General features: G+C 66.4%; 13 protein-coding genes. 5 read left to right on the top strand and 8 right to left on the bottom strand.

The window, feature by feature from the left end:
• Window positions 1-13 precede the first annotated feature (13 nt).
• The 4 genes from ACPDIT_RS11135 to ACPDIT_RS11120 form a co-directional block, all read right to left on the bottom strand.
• Window positions 14-544, bottom strand: a complete 531-nt coding sequence (locus ACPDIT_RS11135; RefSeq protein ID WP_423443492.1) for a DUF2249 domain-containing protein — start codon at window positions 542-544, stop codon at window positions 14-16.
• 111 nt (window positions 545-655) lie between these two features.
• On the bottom strand, window positions 656-1,639 hold the full coding sequence (locus ACPDIT_RS11130) for a tetratricopeptide repeat protein (RefSeq protein ID WP_423443491.1): 984 nt from the start codon (window positions 1,637-1,639) through the stop codon (window positions 656-658).
• A gap of 58 nt (window positions 1,640-1,697) precedes the next feature.
• Window positions 1,698-2,270, bottom strand: coding sequence for a gamma carbonic anhydrase family protein (locus tag ACPDIT_RS11125; RefSeq protein ID WP_423443489.1), 573 nt, complete (start codon window positions 2,268-2,270; stop codon window positions 1,698-1,700).
• 92 nt (window positions 2,271-2,362) lie between these two features.
• Entirely contained in the window at window positions 2,363-2,731 is a 369-nt protein-coding gene (locus tag ACPDIT_RS11120; protein ID WP_423443487.1) for a hypothetical protein, read from the bottom strand.
• A gap of 99 nt (window positions 2,732-2,830) precedes the next feature.
• On the opposite strand from ACPDIT_RS11120, the gene ACPDIT_RS11115 reads away from it, so the two are divergent.
• From ACPDIT_RS11115 to tsf, 3 genes are all read left to right on the top strand, one after another.
• Window positions 2,831-3,766: an MBL fold metallo-hydrolase gene (locus tag ACPDIT_RS11115; protein ID WP_423443485.1), complete on the top strand. Its 936-nt coding sequence runs from the start codon at window positions 2,831-2,833 to the stop codon at window positions 3,764-3,766.
• A 507-nt stretch (window positions 3,767-4,273) separates the two neighbouring features.
• Window positions 4,274-5,158 (top strand): 30S ribosomal protein S2, encoded by an 885-nt coding sequence (rpsB, locus tag ACPDIT_RS11110; protein ID WP_423443483.1) that lies wholly within the window; start codon window positions 4,274-4,276, stop codon window positions 5,156-5,158.
• Window positions 5,159-5,214: 56 nt separating this feature from the next.
• A complete protein-coding gene (gene tsf / locus ACPDIT_RS11105; protein WP_423443481.1) occupies window positions 5,215-6,054 on the top strand; it encodes a translation elongation factor Ts in 840 nt (279 codons plus the stop codon).
• A gap of 159 nt (window positions 6,055-6,213) precedes the next feature.
• On the opposite strand, the gene ACPDIT_RS11100 is transcribed toward tsf, so the two are convergent.
• The 4 genes from ACPDIT_RS11100 to bamD form a co-directional block, all read right to left on the bottom strand.
• Complete coding sequence (locus ACPDIT_RS11100; RefSeq protein WP_423443479.1) at window positions 6,214-6,960, bottom strand: HAD family hydrolase; 747 nt, start codon at window positions 6,958-6,960, stop codon at window positions 6,214-6,216.
• Window positions 6,942-8,507, bottom strand: coding sequence for a hypothetical protein (locus tag ACPDIT_RS11095; protein WP_423443477.1), 1,566 nt, complete (start codon window positions 8,505-8,507; stop codon window positions 6,942-6,944). The genes ACPDIT_RS11100 and ACPDIT_RS11095 overlap by 19 nt, the downstream gene beginning before the upstream one ends.
• A gap of 446 nt (window positions 8,508-8,953) precedes the next feature.
• A complete protein-coding gene (lptE, locus tag ACPDIT_RS11090) occupies window positions 8,954-9,475 on the bottom strand; it encodes an LPS assembly lipoprotein LptE (RefSeq protein WP_423443475.1) in 522 nt (173 codons plus the stop codon).
• Window positions 9,472-10,476 (bottom strand): outer membrane protein assembly factor BamD, encoded by a 1,005-nt coding sequence (bamD, locus tag ACPDIT_RS11085; protein WP_423443473.1) that lies wholly within the window; start codon window positions 10,474-10,476, stop codon window positions 9,472-9,474. Before bamD ends, lptE begins: the two co-directional genes overlap by 4 nt.
• A gap of 704 nt (window positions 10,477-11,180) precedes the next feature.
• On the opposite strand from bamD, the gene ACPDIT_RS11080 reads away from it, so the two are divergent.
• Complete coding sequence (locus ACPDIT_RS11080; RefSeq protein ID WP_423443471.1) at window positions 11,181-12,614, top strand: PKD domain-containing protein; 1,434 nt, start codon at window positions 11,181-11,183, stop codon at window positions 12,612-12,614.
• A 2,230-nt stretch (window positions 12,615-14,844) separates the two neighbouring features.
• Window positions 14,845-16,962 carry a PQQ-binding-like beta-propeller repeat protein gene (locus ACPDIT_RS11075; protein WP_423443470.1) on the top strand — a complete coding sequence of 706 codons (2,118 nt, stop codon included), beginning with the start codon at window positions 14,845-14,847 and terminating at the stop codon, window positions 16,960-16,962.
• Window positions 16,963-17,033: the final 71 nt, after the last annotated feature.

Below are 17,033 nucleotides of genomic sequence, written 5' to 3'. Positions count from 1 at the left end.
CGCGAAAAAACGTTCAATGTCGCACGATCCGGGTTTCAAACGAGCCATCAGGCAGGGCCCGGGTCTGCGCCTTGCACCCTCGTTGCTCCAGCAACGGATAGAGATGCATCGGCCGCCGGTCCGTGCGTGCCACCAGGGTTTGGCCCGAATGAAGCCGTTCGACCGCCTCGAGGATCCGCGTCATCGGCTGCGGCGGCTCCAGGCCGCGCGCATCCAGCTCGATGACCGCCGCAGCGCTGCCACAGCCGCACTCCGACGCTTCCCCACGCGCGGCAGGAGCCGACGGCCTTGGCGAGGCCGATCCCGCCCCCGCGCCGCCCGGTCGGAAGATCACTTCGAACGTCCCATCGGACAGCATCTGCGTCTCGTGCACAAATCCCCGCTGGCCGAGCACCGCATACAACGGCACGGGCTCGAAGGGCACCAGCAGACGCAGCGCCTGTTGCGGTTGGAGGCTCTCGACCGCGGCCATGATCCGCCCGCACGGCTGCCGGCCCGCCCGGATGTCCTCGCGTACATCCACCGTCACGACCAGGTTTTTCATCCAGCCCAGCTTATCCACGGACCGGGCTCCCCGCCTTGATGCAGGTCAAAACAGGCGTGTTCTCCGCGCCCCCCCGGGTGCAGAGCGGGGCCTGCCGACGAGCTTCCCGGGTCAAGGCCCGGACGCGCCGGACGATCCGGTCGCAGGCGAGGAGGTCTTCTGCGCCGCGGCTTCGCGCTGCTCCAGGTTGCGCAGGACCCGCGACTTCAACTCCGCCAGGGCAGGTTCCGTCACCCGCTCGAGCAACTTGCGCGCGGCGTCGAATCGGCCCGCCATGATGTTGACCCGTGCGATGTGAATGAGCACGCCCTGCCGTTCCACCTCGTCCCGGGCCAGGCCCAGTGTGTACGTCCATGCCAGCAGCGCCTCGTTGGTGCGCAAGGGGCGAATGCCGTAATACGTTTGGGCAATGTCGTGGGCCAGGAAAAAGTTCGTGGGGTCGAGCTGCAGCGCACGCGCGTACAGATCGAGGGCCTTGTCGAACACCTGTTGCTCGTTGATGCCGAAGAACTGCATGGCGTCCTGGCGGAACAGGTACACGGTGGTGCCGAAGTTGTGGTAGTACACCGGCTCGTGCGGGTCGAGTTCCAGGGCGCGTTGATAGTACCGGAACGCATTCGTGACCGGCCCGCGATGTCCGTAGTAGTTCGCCAGGTTGTTCCAGGCAGCCGGATTCTCGGGTTCCAACTGCCGCGCCTGCTCCCACTGTTGGACTGCGCCCTCTTCGTCCTTGAGATCGTTGAGGAAACTGCCGTAGGCGAGGCGGGCCCGCGCGTGCTTGGGATGCCGTCGCAAAAAGTCCTCGTAGGCCTTCCGCACGACGCCCAGCCGTTCTTCCACCTGTTGGCGCAGCACCTCGCGCGCCTTGTCGGTCGGCTCGGTGCTCTGCGGGAATTCCCGGATGAGCCGGTCCACTTCCTCCCGGGATTGATCATCCAGTTCGAGCAGTTTTTGGTATTCCCGCTCCACGGGATCGTCCGGAGCGGGCCGGACGACATTGGTGCGAGCCGCGGGCGCCGCCGGCAGCGCCATTTCCGCAGGGGGCGCATTGGAGGTCAGCAGCGCCGTCAGCAACACCATCAACAGATTGCTCATGGGCCCAAGGTAGGGACGGCGGCGGACTTGTCGAGGACAACCGCCGTAGAAACCGCGCTCAGGCCACAGAAGGAAGTGGCACCGGGGGCGGATTCCAGAGCTGCAGGTACCCCCGGGCAGCATGGGCCCGGGCGAGCTCGATGTACTCGAGGGCCCGAGCCCGCAGGCCGGCCCGCTCCGTTTCAGTCAGACTGCGCACCACGCGGGCCGGAACCCCCACCACCAAGGAGCCCGGCGGCACCTGGAAGCCCTCCTTGACCACCGCCCCGGCTCCCACGATGGACTGCGAACCGATCACCGCTCCGTCCAGCACCGTGGCACGCATGCCGATGAGACACTCGTCCTCGACCCGACACGCGTGGAGGATGGCCCCGTGTCCCACCGTGACGTGCGATCCCACTTCGCACGGCCGGTCCTCCGACAAATGCAACACGCAGCAGTCCTGCAGGTTGGTGCCCCGCCCCACCACGATGCGGTTCAGGTCCGCCCGCAGCACGGTGTGCGGCCAGAGACTGACCTCTTCGCCCAGGATCACCTCCCCCAACACCACGGCGCTGGGCGCCACATACACCGGCCCCAGCCACCGGGGTGTGCGCGACAACGACTCCAACCGACCGGGCATCTCAGTCATGCGCGTTCCCTAGCAGGGCCCGGCAGCCCCGGGCAATCAAAAACCCGCCCGGGCCGTCCGGCCCCGGGCGGGTCGTCGCTTCTCCCACAGCCTTACCGGCAGTGTCGGTGTGGACCACGGGAAAATCGGGCATGAACATGAACCGCCACCACCGGCACCGGACGCACCACCACCGGGGCCGGATACACCACCGTCACCGGCGGCGGACAAACGCGCGGTGGCGGGGCCACCACCACGGGCGCCGGCACCACCACCACGGGCGGCGGCGCCGGTGCGCAGACCACCGGGGCCGGTGCTGCCACCACGGGCGGCGGTTGCAACGCATGCACCAAAGCCGCCCCGGCAATCACGCCGGTGAGAATCTTGCCGGCCGTGGCCCATTCGCGGTCGCCCGCCTCCACACGCGGCGTACCCGCCAGCGTCCATCCGAGCACCGTCAGCAGCACCAATGTCCGTTTCATCGTCCACCTCGCAGCTCCTTCCTGAAGCTCTCTGCTCGATTGGACGAGCGCCCTTGCCTTTTATTCGGTCGAAGGCTAGTGATGAACGGTGAACCGGCCATGACGCCCGGACCGCGCAGCAAGCCACCCGTGTACCGGCGGGAACGCCGGCTGCCCCGTCGCTTGCGCGAATTGACGCCCACCCGGGCCTTCAATCCGCGCACGTTCTTTCGCGAAATGGTCTGGAAGGCTCTCCTGACCCCGCGCACCGGTACGCCCAAACGCCCGAGCTTTCCGCGACTTCACCACGGACAGGTGGCGTTGACCTGGATCGGCCACGCCTCGTTCCTGATTCAGTTCACCGATCTCAACGCGCTGATCGACCCGAACTTCGCCAACTGGCTGTTTTTCCTGAAGCGCATCCGGCGTTCCGGCCTGAAAGTCGAGGACCTGCCGCCCATCGACCTGGTCCTGTTGACGCACGCGCACTTCGATCATTTCCACAAGCCCAGCCTCCGCAAGCTTCCCCATCCCAAGATCGCCGTCATGCCCTGGGGCATGGGCGATCTGGCCCACGACCTCGGCTTCGAACGCATCGTCGAACTGGAATGGTGGGATCGGTTCTCGCACAATGGTTGGACGGTCACCCTGACCCCCTGCCGGCATTGGGGGGCGCGGGTGCTGCGCGACGACCACCGGGGGTACGGCGGTTTCATCCTCGAATACCAGGGCCGGCGCATCTTCCACGCAGGCGACAGCGCCTATTTCGAAGGTTTCAAAGAGATTGGCCAGCATTGCCCGCCGGACATCGCGTTGCTCCCCATTGGCGCCTACAAGCCCGACTCGTTCCGGAATGTGCACATGGGCCCGGACGAGGCGCTGCAGGTGTTCAAGGACGTGCGCGCCCAGTGGATGGTGCCCATGCACTACGGCACCTTCAAACTCTCGTTCGAAGACCCGGACGAACCGCCGCGCTGGTTGCGCGAACTGGCCCGGCAACAGGGCCTGCTCTCCAGCATCCGCTTCCTCGAAGAAGGAGTTCCGGAACTGTTCTGACGTCGCCGCGTCGGCACGCTGAAGGCATCCCCCGCGGAAGCCCGGCATGCCCCAGACCGTTCGACCCGATCGCCCGGCCGATTCACAAAAGGGCCGATGCCCCGCAGGCAGGTCCGGGCGCAAGGCTCGGTCCACCCACGCCCGCCGCTCCTGCGGGATGGGGCACCCCGCGGCCGGAGCGCCGGCCGGCCATGGCGAGCTCGGAGGGCTTGTCCCTCGCCGACCGATTCGTCACCCGTCTCCTGCCGGTTTACCCCGCAAAAGAGGGGTCGAAGACAGGCGGGCGCGCCCAAGTCCGGGGTTGCCACCGGACACCTCTTTGATAGATTGACTGTCCCTTGTGCCGGCCAAACCGCCGCAACGGAATTGCCGCACGGGGTCCGAACGGTCTTAAAAAACCTGCGCCGGCGGAGGCGCAGGGGGCCACAACAACATCGGTCACAATCCCGCGCCCCGCGGGATGGTCCACCGTGTTGCGGATCGGTGGGCTGTCGGGAAAGGAACATTGTGTTAAGCATTGGGATCAAGGAATTGTTGGATGCGGGGGTCCATTTCGGTCATCAGACGCGCCGATGGAACCCGAAGATGAAGCCGTTCATTTTCGACGCGCGCAACGGCATTCACATCATCGACCTGAGCAAATCGCTGGCCCAACTGGAAGCGGCCTGCCAGTTCCTCCGCGAAGTGGTCCTGCGCGGGGACCGCATCATCTTCGTGGGCACCAAGAAGCAGGCGCAGCAGGTGATTCGGGACACCGCCAAAGAGTGCGGCCAGTTCTGGGTCACCGAGCGATGGCTGGGCGGCACGCTGACGAATTTCGTCACCATCCGACGTTCCATGGGTCGGCTGGACGAACTGGAAAAAATGGAGGCCAGTGGCGCCATCAACAATTACGTCAAACAGGAACAGGCGCGGCTGCGCCGCGAGGCCGCCCGGTTGCGGAAGTATTTCGAGGGAATTCGCGGGATGGACCGCCTGCCCGGCGCCCTCTTCGTGGTGGACATCAAACGGGAACACAACGCCGTGGCCGAGGCCCGCAAATTGAAAATCCCCGTGGCCGCCATTGTGGACACCAACTGCGACCCGGACGAGGTGGACTACCCCATCCCCGGCAACGACGATGCCATCCGGTCCATCCGACTCATCCTGAGTGTCGTTGCCCAGACGGTGATGCAGGCCCGGGCGGAGTACGAGGCCAAACAGGCCCGCCGGGGCGGCGAGGCCGCGAGCCCCGCAACGGCCGAATCCCCCGCAACCACGGCCACAACGTCCGCCCGAACCGCCGAGCCGACTCCGGCCCCGGCTACAACGGAGGCCTCCACGGTCCCCGTCCCCGCGGCCCCTCAGGGCTCTGCCGAGGCGCCGTCCGTGCCACAGGCTGCCACCAGCTGAGCGGCGGAGCGAAACGCCGGTTTGTTGAAGCCACAGTCACGCACAAGGATTGAGCCATGGCTGAAGTCACTGCTGCCCAGGTTGTGAAACTCCGCGAGATGACCAACGCGGGCATGATGGATTGCAAACGAGCCCTGGTGGAAGCCGGGGGCGACATGGAAAAGGCCGTCGAGATCCTGCGCAAGAAAGGCGCCGCTACGGCCGCGCACAAGGCCGCTCGCGAAGCCCGCGAAGGAGTGATCGTGGCCCATGTCCTGCCCGGCGCCCGCGCCGGTGTGCTGGTGGAGGTCAACTGCGAAACCGACTTCGTGGCCCGCAACGATCTGTTCCGTGCCTTTGCCCAGGAAGTCGCCGCCCGGCTGGCGGCCGATCCCCAGGCAGACCTTGAACCGTTGCGCCAGGACGCCGTCAGCCGAATCCGCGAGAACCTGCAGATCGCGCGGCACGCCCGTCTGGAGGTTGAGGGGCACGGCTTGATCGCCGCCTACATTCACACCGGCGCACAGATCGGCGTGCTGGTGGAAGTGGGGGCCACCCGACCCGAGACGGTGGCCACCGAGGCCTTCAAACAGTTGGTGCGCGACATCACGCTGCAGATTGCCGCCTCCTCGCCCATGGCCGTCTCCCGCGAACAACTGCCCGAGACCGTCATCGCCAAGGAACGCGAAATCGCAGCGGAACAGGTCAAGGGCAAACCCCCGGCCGTGGTCCAGAGAATCGTCGAGGGCAAGCTGGAGAAATTCTATCAGACCGTCTGCCTGCTCGAACAGGGGTACGTCAAACAGAACTCCGAGATCAGCGTGCGCGAATACATCGACCGCGTGGGCCGCGAACTGGGCGACTCCATCACGGTCCGTCGCTTCCTCCGCTATCAGGTCGGCGAACTGGCCACCTGAACCGCCGCGGCCGCAGCCGCTCCAGTCCGTGGCCACGGCCGGCTCTGCGCGCCCGAACCGGAGTGCCGGTGGCTGCGCCGGCCGCACGCGACGGCAAGGATTCGGCGACACCGGGCCACACCCGGCCCCGCGGATCGGGCCTGTGAATCCACGTCCGCCTCACCTGTCCCGAGCGCGGAACAGGTGTCGGTTCAACTGTTCCCAATTGCCCGCATGAGTCCCGTCGCTGGGCTGCGGCGTCAGGTGCCAGGTCTGCCACCCAAAAGCGCGAGCGGGAACGATGTCATTGTCCAGGCGATCCCCCACCATGAGGGTTTCCTCCGGGCGAATCCCCAACGCCTCCAATCGCGTGGTCAAGCACTGGAACACATGGGGGTCCGGCTTGGAAAAGCCGTGTTCGAACGAATAGAAGCACAGTCCCGGATGAAACAGGTCCAGGCCGAGGCCGACCCCGCCGAGCCAAATCCGCAATTCTTCCCGCGTGTACGCCTGGGAATTGGAGACCAGGCCCAGGACCCAGGGGCCGTCGCGCAGCTTTCGCAACGTCTCGGCGGCGCCCCCATACAGTTCGATGTGCCGGCCCAGCTGCATCTGCCGGTAAATGAACCGGTCCTGCGCCGGCCCCGGCAACTGGCGCAGGATCGGCAGGACCTCCAGCACCACGGCCGACCAGTTCACCTCGGGATGCGTCACTCCGCGCGCGCGGGCCCATTCGTGTCGCCGCGCCACGGCCCGACTGCACGCCGCTGCAAAGGCCAGCCGGTTCATGGGCGGATCCGTTTGCAGCTCTTCGCGAAACAACTGAACCCACTGCTGGTCGGCATCCGCCGAAGGCAAGCCCACCCGGAAGATTGTCCCGTACACGTCGAACAAAATGGCCCGCACCGTCATGACCTCGGCGCCCAAAGAAGCGGATGGCGCAAAGCACTCGCAAGGGTTTTTTCCAACAGCGCCTGCTGCGCCCGCAGTGGGTCTCCGGGCGAGTGCCCCGCCCTGGAGCTTCGCACCAGTCGCCACCAGCGTCGGGCATACCCCGCCGGCCCCAGCCAGCGATCCGCTTTCGCCGGCCAGGCCGTAATCTGCAATCCTCCTCCCGCAAGGCGTCGCCGCCACTCGACCAACCGGGGATTCCAAGCGGCACAGGCGGCCCAGCTCTGCTCCGGCGGCTGCGCGAGCACTTCCAACTGGCCCGTCAGCGTGAGGCTGCTGAAAGCGACCACCCTCGGTGCGCGAGGGTCTTCCCAGGGCAATCGGAGGCCCCTCGCTCGCCCCAGTCCCGCCGGCAACTGACGCCGCCACTTCTCGAACAGCCGACGCTGGCGCCGCGCCTCGGCCGCCCAGTCGAACGATGCCGTGGGAATCCAAATCTCCCGGTAAAGCTGCGGAAATTCAAACCCCAGCAGCCGCAGGTCCGGCACCACATGTGCCACTGCACGGGCAATCAAAGGACGCTCCACCACGGCCGCTTCCAAATACGGCAGACCAAATCCTTCCAAGATCGAAGTCAGCAGTACCACTTCGGCCGCTCGCATCAGGGCATAGACCCCGGGCGCCCCGGCCCCAGCTTCTTCCAGAGCCCCCAGCCACACCGGCCAGCGATGTCGGTGGACTGCGTCCCGCAGCTTTCGTGCGTAACCGGTCTCCTCCCTGGAACTCACGCCGCCCGTCGTCAGCAAGCACGCCTCCGGCCGCAGCCAGCGTGTCAACAGAATGGCCTCCGCCAGGTTCTTGCGACGCAACAACCGGCAGGGCACGATCCAGACCGGTCGTCCCTGCGTCGGCGCCTGCCGCTCCAACCAACGCCGAGCGGCGTCCACCTCGGTCGCGGACACCGGAGCCGGCGGCGGCATGGGATTCGGCAGCCAGGCCACCTGCCTACCAAGTGCCGTCCGCAACGCGCGCGCGTCGCGACGATTGATCACCGCATGACACACCTCGGGATGTGCCGCCAATACGGTCTCCGCCAGGGCGCGAAAGGATCCCACCCCCGTCCGGCGCAATTCCGCCCAGCGATGCCAGCGATGTTCGAACCACCAGTCGTGATGATGCGACACCAGCCGAATGCCGCGCCGGTGGCATGCCCGAACCAGCTCGCGCGCCAGCAGGATGTTTCTCCCCAAGCCCAGGTTGTGAGCCCAGACCACCGCCGGTGCCCCCGACAGATCGTTGAATAGCCCTGCCCAAAACCGGCGCAGCCGCTCTCGCAATCGAGAGACGGGAACCCGCGTCTCGGCCATATAAGCCAGCGCGCGCTCCACGCACATCTGCACCGGCACCGGCGCCAATTGCGCCCGCAGATGCTCCAACCACGCCACTGCGGGGGCTTCACCCCCGGCGAGAACCACGGACTGCCAACGCACGGGCAAGTGGCGTACGACCGCGCACGCCCCCAGCTCCACCACGCGGCGCACGCCTCCGGGCCGGTAATGGTAGTGCACAACAACCAAATGCATGTTGCCGCAGCCTAGTCGGACCGGATCTCCATCGCAAACCACCGGGTTTCGGCACGACAACCCAGTCCTTCCCGGCATCACCACGGAGGGACGGTTCTTCGTCTTGTCCTTGGTTTATGCAAGTCCCGGGCCTTCCGCCGCCCGGTCACATGGTGACCCGATCCGTGCTTACGGACAGATGCGGAGCCCGCGCCAGATTTGCGCCGTCCGGCATGGGCCCAGGGCAGGGAACCACTACGTGGCGGCCCTGGAGGAGAACCCCGCGACCTGGGTGAGACGGACCCTGCCATGGGGACAACGAGCTCCTCCCCGGGGTCGACGGGGAAAACCGCGAGCCGCACGAACCCTTTCAATCCGTCGCACTCGCACGAGCGTGCAAAACTCGTCGTGCCTGGTCGGAGGCGGCAACGGCGCATGACCGCGCCGGGCGCCGGGCCTCATCCGACTCACCATTCCCCCTCCGCCAGGGCCAGCACCACCTGCCGCGCCAGGTCATCGGCCAGCAGCGGAAGAACCTGACGCTCGGCGCTCGTCAAATCGGGTCCAATTCGCATCAACGCGCGCCCTTCAAAGCTCCGGTCCAACAACATATGGCCGGAGCCCCGCTGCACCGCGCGTACGTGGGCTCGCAACGTGACTTGAAAATCCTGCGGCCGCACCACGTCCTGCGGATGAAAGCTCACGCCGATCCGATGCAGCTCCAGCACCGTACTGGTCAGCACGATGTCCGCCTCCCCAGCACGGGCGAGTTGGAAGGTGCCCTCCCGCTGGAACTGGCGACGCAACGCCGACGTGAGCGCCTCCGCCAACCGGGGTTCCATGGTCTGATTCAGCACCGGTTGCACGAACACGCTCCGTCCCGCAGCCATGGCCGGATTCACCGGACCCAAGCGGTATCCGGCACAGCTCATGCCCAACCAGGCCGCCAGGCACAAACCCAACAGGGGTAACGTCGTCTTCCCGTTCATGGACGCGCCTGCGCCGTGGCCTCCGGAGGGCGCACCCGCGGCTTCAGTTGCTCGATGCGGCGACGCGCTTCATCCGCATAGGAAGAGGTCGGATCCAACAACAACACTTCGTTGTAGTAAATGAGCGCGGCGGCCCAATGGCGGTTCTTCTCGTAAAACCGGGCAATTTCGAAATGCCCCCGGGCCTGCTCGCGTTTCAGGCTGGCAATGTGCTGCTGCACCTCGGCCGCCCGTGGATCCCCCGGGTAGAGCGCCAGGAAATCGGTAAACGTGGCGATCGCCCTGCCGGCGGCGCTCTGGTCGTACTCCGCCGTGCGCGCCTGTTTCAACCACGCCATCCCGGCCCGGTACAGTGCGTCGGCGGCCACACCGGGCCGGTCGAAGTAGCGGTCCGCCGCGGCTTCGTAGGCCTTGACCGCCAGGTCGTAGTCCCGGGCCTTCTCGTAGGCCGCTCCCATGTTCAGTTGCGCCTCCGACGCCACGGGGCTGAACGGACCGTTCCGCACGATCTTGTCGAACATCTCCGCCGTCTTGGTCATCGAGGGAAAGAACGGAATGTAACCCCACAATTTGAACCATTGACCGCCCAGGAACCGCAGCGCGATCGCATGCTGCCGTTGCAGCGCCTCCTCGAACTTGTCCGCCTTCGGATACTGCTCGATGAACTTCTGGTATTCCTTGAAAGCCCGTTCGTCCTGACGCCGCGCCTCGTAACAGCGACCGATGAGGAACTGGGCCTCCGGGGCGTAATCCGAGAGCGGCCATTGCCGCACCACCCGGCGCGCCGCTTTCAGGGCCAAGCCGTAATCGCCGCGCTCGAAGGCCTGCTGGGCAACCTCCAGTTGATCCTTGGCCCGGGCCCGGCGCCACCGTCCCTCGGCGCCCACGGGTTCATAACTCCATCCTTCTCCCGGCGTGTAAATGAGCGGGGCCGGAGCGGGCATGGGCCCCAGCAGACAAAAGACCAACGCACACCAAATCCACCGCCAACCTCGTTTCACGCAGCCCACGCTATCGGTCCGCCCGCGCCGAAGTCAAGGAACCGACACCCATCGTGTGCCAGGCTGCTCTCGCCCGGCGGTGGTGGAAATGGATGCGGCAACCAGGACACAAAGCAGGCTCCCACGGCGGGGATGGGAGCTGCTGCATGGAACGGGCCGGCCGCGCTCCGCACTCGCACCGGATCTCCCCGCCTCGGCAGTCCCACCGTTCGCCGGGCAGGCCCAGCCGCCGCAAACCGGAGCGGGTCTCGGCCGCGGGTCAAACGCGCGCATGGCCCGCAGCCGGGACGCCGGTTCCTCGGAATAAATCAGCCCGGGGTCCTCGGCGCGACCGCCTCGAAGGACTTGCGTCCCGACCCGGGGCCATGAAGGCCGGCCGGGGATCCCCCCGGGCGCAATTACAGCATCGACTCGATCCCGCTGACGTCGTTTTCACATCTTCTGCTCCTCGGTTCTCGAGCGTGAAGGGCCCCAGGGCACCGCCTTGGTGCAGCCTGTCAAGGGGCATGAATCCGGCGTTCCCAGGGCCCGGCCCCGCCTCTGCCGGGCACCGTCTGCGCTCACGATCCCAAGCGGGCTGTGGCACACGGGTGGTTCTTGGGACACACTTGGGGCAAGTGGATCATCGACGAAAACGGCATCGCATGTGCGCGGACGCCCTGTTTCGCAGGGGATGCCTCGCGCGGCCCGGAACCGTCCGGACCGTGGTTGAGGTTACGCTGGGTCGAGGGACCATCCTTCTGTGGACTGCGGTGGCAGTGCTCGGCATCGTTTCCGGCGCACGAGCGAATCTGCTGAACAATCCGGGCTTCGAAACGGGTTCCTTTTCCGGTTGGACCGTCGTCAGCGGCGGTGCCTCGGTCATTCCGGACGACTCCCGGAGCGGCGCGTGGGCGGCCCGGCTGGTCAATGGTGAAGTGCGACAGGGCTGGGTGAACCTTCATGGCGGCCGCCCCTACAAGGCCTTCGCCTGGGTACGCATCGCCTCGGAGACCGGTAGCGATTGGGGCGGATTTCGCATCGAGGTGGTGGACGCCAACTGGCAGTCGCTGGCGCATTCGGGTGCGTTGCTCGCCGAGACGCACGGCACGAACTGGTTCAAGGTGGCACTATCGTTCACCGCCACGACGCCACGCGTGTTGTTCCTGGCCGGGTACTTTGGCGGAGGCGGCCGCACGCAGGTCGTACATTTCGACGATTGCGCGCTGGTCGAGGATGCGCCCGGGAACTTGCCCCCAGCAGTGAACATCACGCTCGATCCCGTCCATGTCTCCGCCCCCGCCCCCCAATCCTACCGGCTCAGCGGCGACGATCCCGACGGGACGATCAGGCAAATCGTTTGGGAATTCGGCGACGGCACACGGGCGTTTGGATGGCACGGGAGCCGGCGCGTGGGGTTGCCCGGCGACTTCACCGCACGGGTCTTGGTGGCCGATGACGAGGGCCTGGTGGTCACGCAACAGCTGGCCTGGTCCGCCCGTCGGGCCGACCTCCCCGGCGTACTCATCACCAACCCGGTCTCCCTCGAGTTGACCACGAATGCCCCGGTGGTGTTGGTCAGCGGGACCGCGACAGGGCTGGCCACCGTCGCCGTCAGCACCGATCGCGGTTTTTATGGCCTTGCGACCGGATCGAACGCCTGGAGCATCTCCGTCACGCTCCAGCCGGGTTGGAATCGCATTCACGCCCACCACGCCGAACGACGCATTCGCTACGTGCCGCCGGGGCCGCTGGCTGTCCTCGGCCTCTCCGAAAGCACCAACACCGTCGAGCGCTGGGAACCCTTGGAGATCACCTTTCAGATCACCAACTCCGCTGCCACGCATCCGCACTTGCCGTTCGAGGCCCATCCCCCGCCCGGCCTGGCGTGGGTGGACGGCATAACCGTGGACGGACTCTTTACCCCGGACAACTGGCAAACCATCTACCGGCGGCCGGCGTTTCTCTGGCAACCGTATGCGCGCGCGAGAAAGGGTGGCGCAGAGTGGATGTATCCGACCAATGAGCCGCGATGGTGTGTGCGGTTTGCCCCCCGCAGACGGGCCTGTGGCAGTATCGCATCGAAGTACGCGAGGCCCGCGGTTCAGGGATCTCGGGCACGCGGAGCTTCACCGTCGTGCCGCCCACCCACCCGCTGAATCACGGCCCGATTCGCGTTTCGCCCACAGACCCCCGTTACTTCGAGTTTGCCGATGGCACTCCGTTTCTCGGCAGCGGTCACGGGCTGGGGTTCTCGGAGGAAACGTATTCGTTCGATGCCGAGCAGAAGTTCGAGACCATCGGCGTCGGAAACCAAAACTTCTTCCGCTGGTGGATTGCGGGACACCTTTGGGGTTCGGCCTGGCAACCCTGGGCATCGCGAACGCTGCCTTACGAGGGAACCGTGCCGCCCACGGGCTTGTCATTGGAATCGGCGTTCGGCGAGGGCCTGGCCGCCTGGAAACTGGACGCCCGCAATCCGATTCTGTTCCAGGGCTTCCAGAGCGGTCACGCCGGGTTGATTCCCGGCCGCACGTATCGCGTGCGCGTGCGCTGGCGCACCGAGAACATCACCGGCCCGGCCAACCCGGCATACCCCTTCGGCGTCTGCGTGAAGTTTGTCGGCTGGCCCGAGCCGGGACAGACACTTGCCCTGCCGGCCCTGGTCCCGCATGTGAACGGCGACACGCCCTGGCACGTCTCCGCGGCCACGTTCACCGCCACCGGTGATTTCCTGCCGAACCTGGCGATGATTCTGGAGAATGCAACCGGCGGAAGCGCCTTCGTGGATGAGATCGTCGTGGAGGAATCCCTGGGCGGCGGCACGTATGGACCCAATCTCCTGCGGTCGCCCCGGGCAAACCAGCACACCACGTTCGACCCGCGCCGCGGGGCAGGGATGGAGCACATCCTCCGCGTGGCGCAGGAACGCGGCCTGTATTTCAAACTGGTCATCAGCGAAAAACAGGAGTTCCTGCTCAACAAACTCTCTCCGCTCGGCCTGCCGGACCCGCACGGCAACCATTTCAATCGCGGGGCCGGCTCGCCCACCCGGTGGTTGCATGAAGCCTATTGGCGGCATCTCTCCGCCCGTTATGGCGCCTTCCGCTCGGTGCACTCCTGGGAGCTGGTGAACGAGGAGGCACCCGGTCCCGGCGAACACTTCGAACTGACCGCCGCCGCGGCACAACAGGCCGACCGGGACGGCAATCCGCACCTGGTGAGCACCTCCACCTGGGCCGGTCTGGCCACGAACGCCTGGAAACACCCCGCCAGCTCGCCGATTCACTACGCCGACTTCCATTGTTACGTCCGCGCCACCGGCTGGATCGAACCCAGGGAGGCGCTGGCCCACGATTCGGCCCGGTTCTTTCAGGAGTACGACCGCGCTGCCCGCGCGGCAGATTTTGGCAAGCCGGTTGTATGGGGAGAGATGGGCATCGACGGCACCGGCGCGGGCAGCGACGACGAGGAACCGCTGCTCGCCAACGACACCGCGGGCATCTGGCTCCACAAGATCCTCTGGGCACGCTGCGGGCCCGGTGGTACATACCCGCTTTACTGGTGGACGGACAACATTTTCGAAAAGAATCTGCACCGCCTTTACGGGAACTGGCATCGCTTCATGGCCGGCATTCCATTGTCGAACGGCCGTTACGCCGACGCCGCCGCCGTCAGTTCCAATCCGCACATCCGCGTCCTGGGACAAAAAGACATCGTGGCCGGGCGCGCCCATCTTTGGTTGGACAACACCAATCACACCTGGCGCGCCGTTGTGGAGGGCCGGACGTGGTCGGCGCAAACCGCGACCATCGCCGTGGCCATGGGCGCCCCCAACGCCACCTATCGGCTCACCTGGGTGGATACGTCCACCGGCCTGGCCGTCAGCCATGAAACCCGGGTGGCCGACACGGCCGGCGTGGTTTCCTTCCCGGTGGCAAACCTGCGGACCGACATCGGGGCGAAGCTCCAGCGGATCCTGACCCCGCGCGAGCAGTGGCGGCTGGATCGGTTCGGTACGCCGGAAAACCAGGGTACAGCCGCCGATTTCGCTGATCCCGATGGTGATGGAGTCCCGAACCTTTGGGAATATGCGCTCGGGGGCAACCCGCGGGCGCCGGACGGGGAAGCGCTCCGAGTGGCCGGGGCGGTAACGGCGGCCGGCCCGGCCTGCTATCTGGCCCTCGTGTATCGACAAAACAAGGCCGCCACCGATTTGCGCTTCGAACCGGAAGCAGCCGGATTGCTCCACCCGGGCCATTGGTCCACCAACGGGGTGGTCGAAATCGGCCGCGAAGACGCCGGGGACTGGTGGCACGTGACCGCACGCGACGGCGTGCCCCTGCGGGAGGCCGGGCAGCGATTCATGCGATTAAAACTCAGGGAACCATGAAAAGTCACCTCGTGTGGATCGGGATACTCAGCGGGGGAACCGCCGTGGCGCTGGCCTTCCGCATCCAAACCATCGAACGGCTGGGGACCAACCGTGTGCGCCTGACCTGGAACAGCACGACCGGCGTTGTCTACGGCGTTGAACGAACCTTGAACCTGACGCAATCGTTCGCCCCTGTCGTCTCCAACCTGCCGGCCACACCGCCGCTGAATGTTTTGACGGACGCCCTTCCGGCTAAGGCCCCTGCCGCCTTCTACAGGGTCAAAGCGACCATTCCGGAGTCCCACGGGTGGCAGCACGCCCACGACGCGCAACGCACCGGCTATGTCCCCGCCGCTCCACCGCACCCGTGGCGCTGGGCCTGGCAGTGGAACGGGTCGGACGCCAGCGGCCGCCCCGTGCCGGGCAAGGTGCTGTTGCCCCGGAACGTCCAACCCATCGTGGCCGAGGGACGCGTGTACATCGCGGCCGGCACGAACGGCATCTATGGGCTGAATGAAACCAACGGCGCGGTGCTGTGGCAGGTACAACCGGGGGGTGCCATCAATTCCACGCCGGCCTACGACCCCGGGACACGCGCCCTGTTCGCCGTGTCCAGTAACGGCCGGCTTTACAAGCTGGACCCCTCGACCGGCTCGACGATCGCCTCGTGCGTCCTGGGTGCGCCCAGCCCGTTACCCCTGCCCGTTGCGGTCAGCCACGGACGCCTCTGGGCCTCCATGGGGCAGCAGGCTCTCGCACTGGACCCGGTCAGCCTGACCACAAACTGGGTCTATCACGCCGGCAGCCCCGTGCACACGCCTCCGGCCTGGTCCGCCACCCGGGACATCGTCGTCGTTGCCACCGCCGACCTGCACGTCCACGGGATTCGCAACCGCGACGGCACACGACGGTGGCGCGTCAAGCCCGGCATCCATGCACCCGACGAACACCACACCTTCGCCCACGGCTGGCCGGTCATTGCCGAACAGCACGGTCTGGTGCTGCTGCGGCAACGAATCCATTGGGATGCTCTCTGGCTGAGTCCCAATCCGTTCGGAGTTCCGGACAATGCAACAATCCGCGCTCGTCTGGCCGCACAGCCGGGGGCCCGATGTCATTATGCCCTCCGGCTGGAGGACGGCAGTGTCGCGTTCGACATCAACAACGGTTGCGGCGGATTTGGCGACGGAGGTTACCTGCCGATCGGTTCCATGCCGGTGGTCCGGGTGTTCCCCGACGGCAAGGAAGTGGCGCTGAACATCATTCGGGGCGATGCCCGTTACGACGCACGGTGGGACTCCCATTTCGGCGAAATCGTACTCGATGACAACACCGTCCCCGGTCTGCGAGCCGGAGACGTGCGCTGGATCCGCCACGGGAACAGCCCGACCGACGACGCCTTTCTGCTGACAGACGAGCAGCCGTTTGTTTCAGCCGCCGGCGACTACCTGTTCGGCAGCCACTGGCTGGTAACCTACGCCCTCCGCCCCCTCGACCGCGGTCCCGCGCGCGGCTCTTGGGCAAACAAAATCGACACGACCAACCTGTCGTGGTTCATCGTTTCCCAGGGCCCCTGCGGACCCTGTGCCTTCTCGCCCACGCATTATTGCGCCGGAGCCCTGGTCGAAGACCCCGGCTGTGGGCGGCGGTACGCCGGCGGGTTCTATGTCTGTCACAACGCGGGGCCCGTCCACGACATGTTTTGGACCGAGTACGGTTGCGTGGTGGGTCTGCCGGACAAACTGATCGTACGCGACACGACCGGAGCGATCTTCTGCCTCGTAAGTGGAGATCCAACCGCCCTGGGTCCCACCGCGGCCCTTCCCGATCCCGCACCTCCACCCTCCCCCGACCCGCGGGCCGGAGAACCCGTTTCCGTCGAGGGGGAGTTGCGTTACGTCTTCAACAACGGCAAGGCGATTCTGCTGAGCTTCGACCACCCGCACCGGGGCCGGTTCAAGGCCCTGATTCCCCGCGACGCATGGCCGCGCTTTCCCGGGCTCGACCCCCAGATGGGGCGCAACCGCGCCGGATGTTACCGGGAGGGTCAGCGCGTTCGGATCACCGGGCAGCTCACCTTTTACCAGGGCGACCCCGCCGTTTATGTCACGAGCCCGGACCAATGTAGGTAAACGGGAAGCCAGGTGCGCCCGCCCGGGAAACGCGTTGTCGGGTCCCGCCGGAAGGTTGTCCCTCGGCGAAC

The organism is Limisphaera sp. VF-2 (genome assembly GCF_049537125.1).
Taxonomy (GTDB): Bacteria; Verrucomicrobiota; Verrucomicrobiia; order Limisphaerales; family Limisphaeraceae; genus Limisphaera.
The sequence above is the reverse complement of the archived record's forward strand: the minus strand, read 5'-3'. Positions and strand labels throughout refer to the sequence as shown.

Excerpts from the sequence above, each read along its gene's own strand:
- ACPDIT_RS11135 (WP_423443492.1), bottom strand. The coding sequence starts at position 544 with ATGAAAAACCTGGTCGTGACGGTGGATGTACGCGAGGACATCCGGGCG.
- ACPDIT_RS11130 (WP_423443491.1), bottom strand. The coding sequence starts at position 1,639 with ATGAGCAATCTGTTGATGGTGTTGCTGACGGCGCTGCTGACCTCCAAT.
- ACPDIT_RS11125 (WP_423443489.1), bottom strand. The coding sequence starts at position 2,270 with ATGACTGAGATGCCCGGTCGGTTGGAGTCGTTGTCGCGCACACCCCGG.
- ACPDIT_RS11120 (WP_423443487.1), bottom strand. The coding sequence starts at position 2,731 with ATGAAACGGACATTGGTGCTGCTGACGGTGCTCGGATGGACGCTGGCG.
- ACPDIT_RS11115 (WP_423443485.1), top strand. The coding sequence starts at position 2,831 with ATGACGCCCGGACCGCGCAGCAAGCCACCCGTGTACCGGCGGGAACGC.
- tsf (WP_423443481.1), top strand. The coding sequence starts at position 5,215 with ATGGCTGAAGTCACTGCTGCCCAGGTTGTGAAACTCCGCGAGATGACC.
- ACPDIT_RS11095 (WP_423443477.1), bottom strand. The coding sequence starts at position 8,507 with ATGCATTTGGTTGTTGTGCACTACCATTACCGGCCCGGAGGCGTGCGC.
- lptE (WP_423443475.1), bottom strand. The coding sequence starts at position 9,475 with ATGAACGGGAAGACGACGTTACCCCTGTTGGGTTTGTGCCTGGCGGCC.
- ACPDIT_RS11075 (WP_423443470.1), top strand. The coding sequence starts at position 14,845 with ATGAAAAGTCACCTCGTGTGGATCGGGATACTCAGCGGGGGAACCGCC.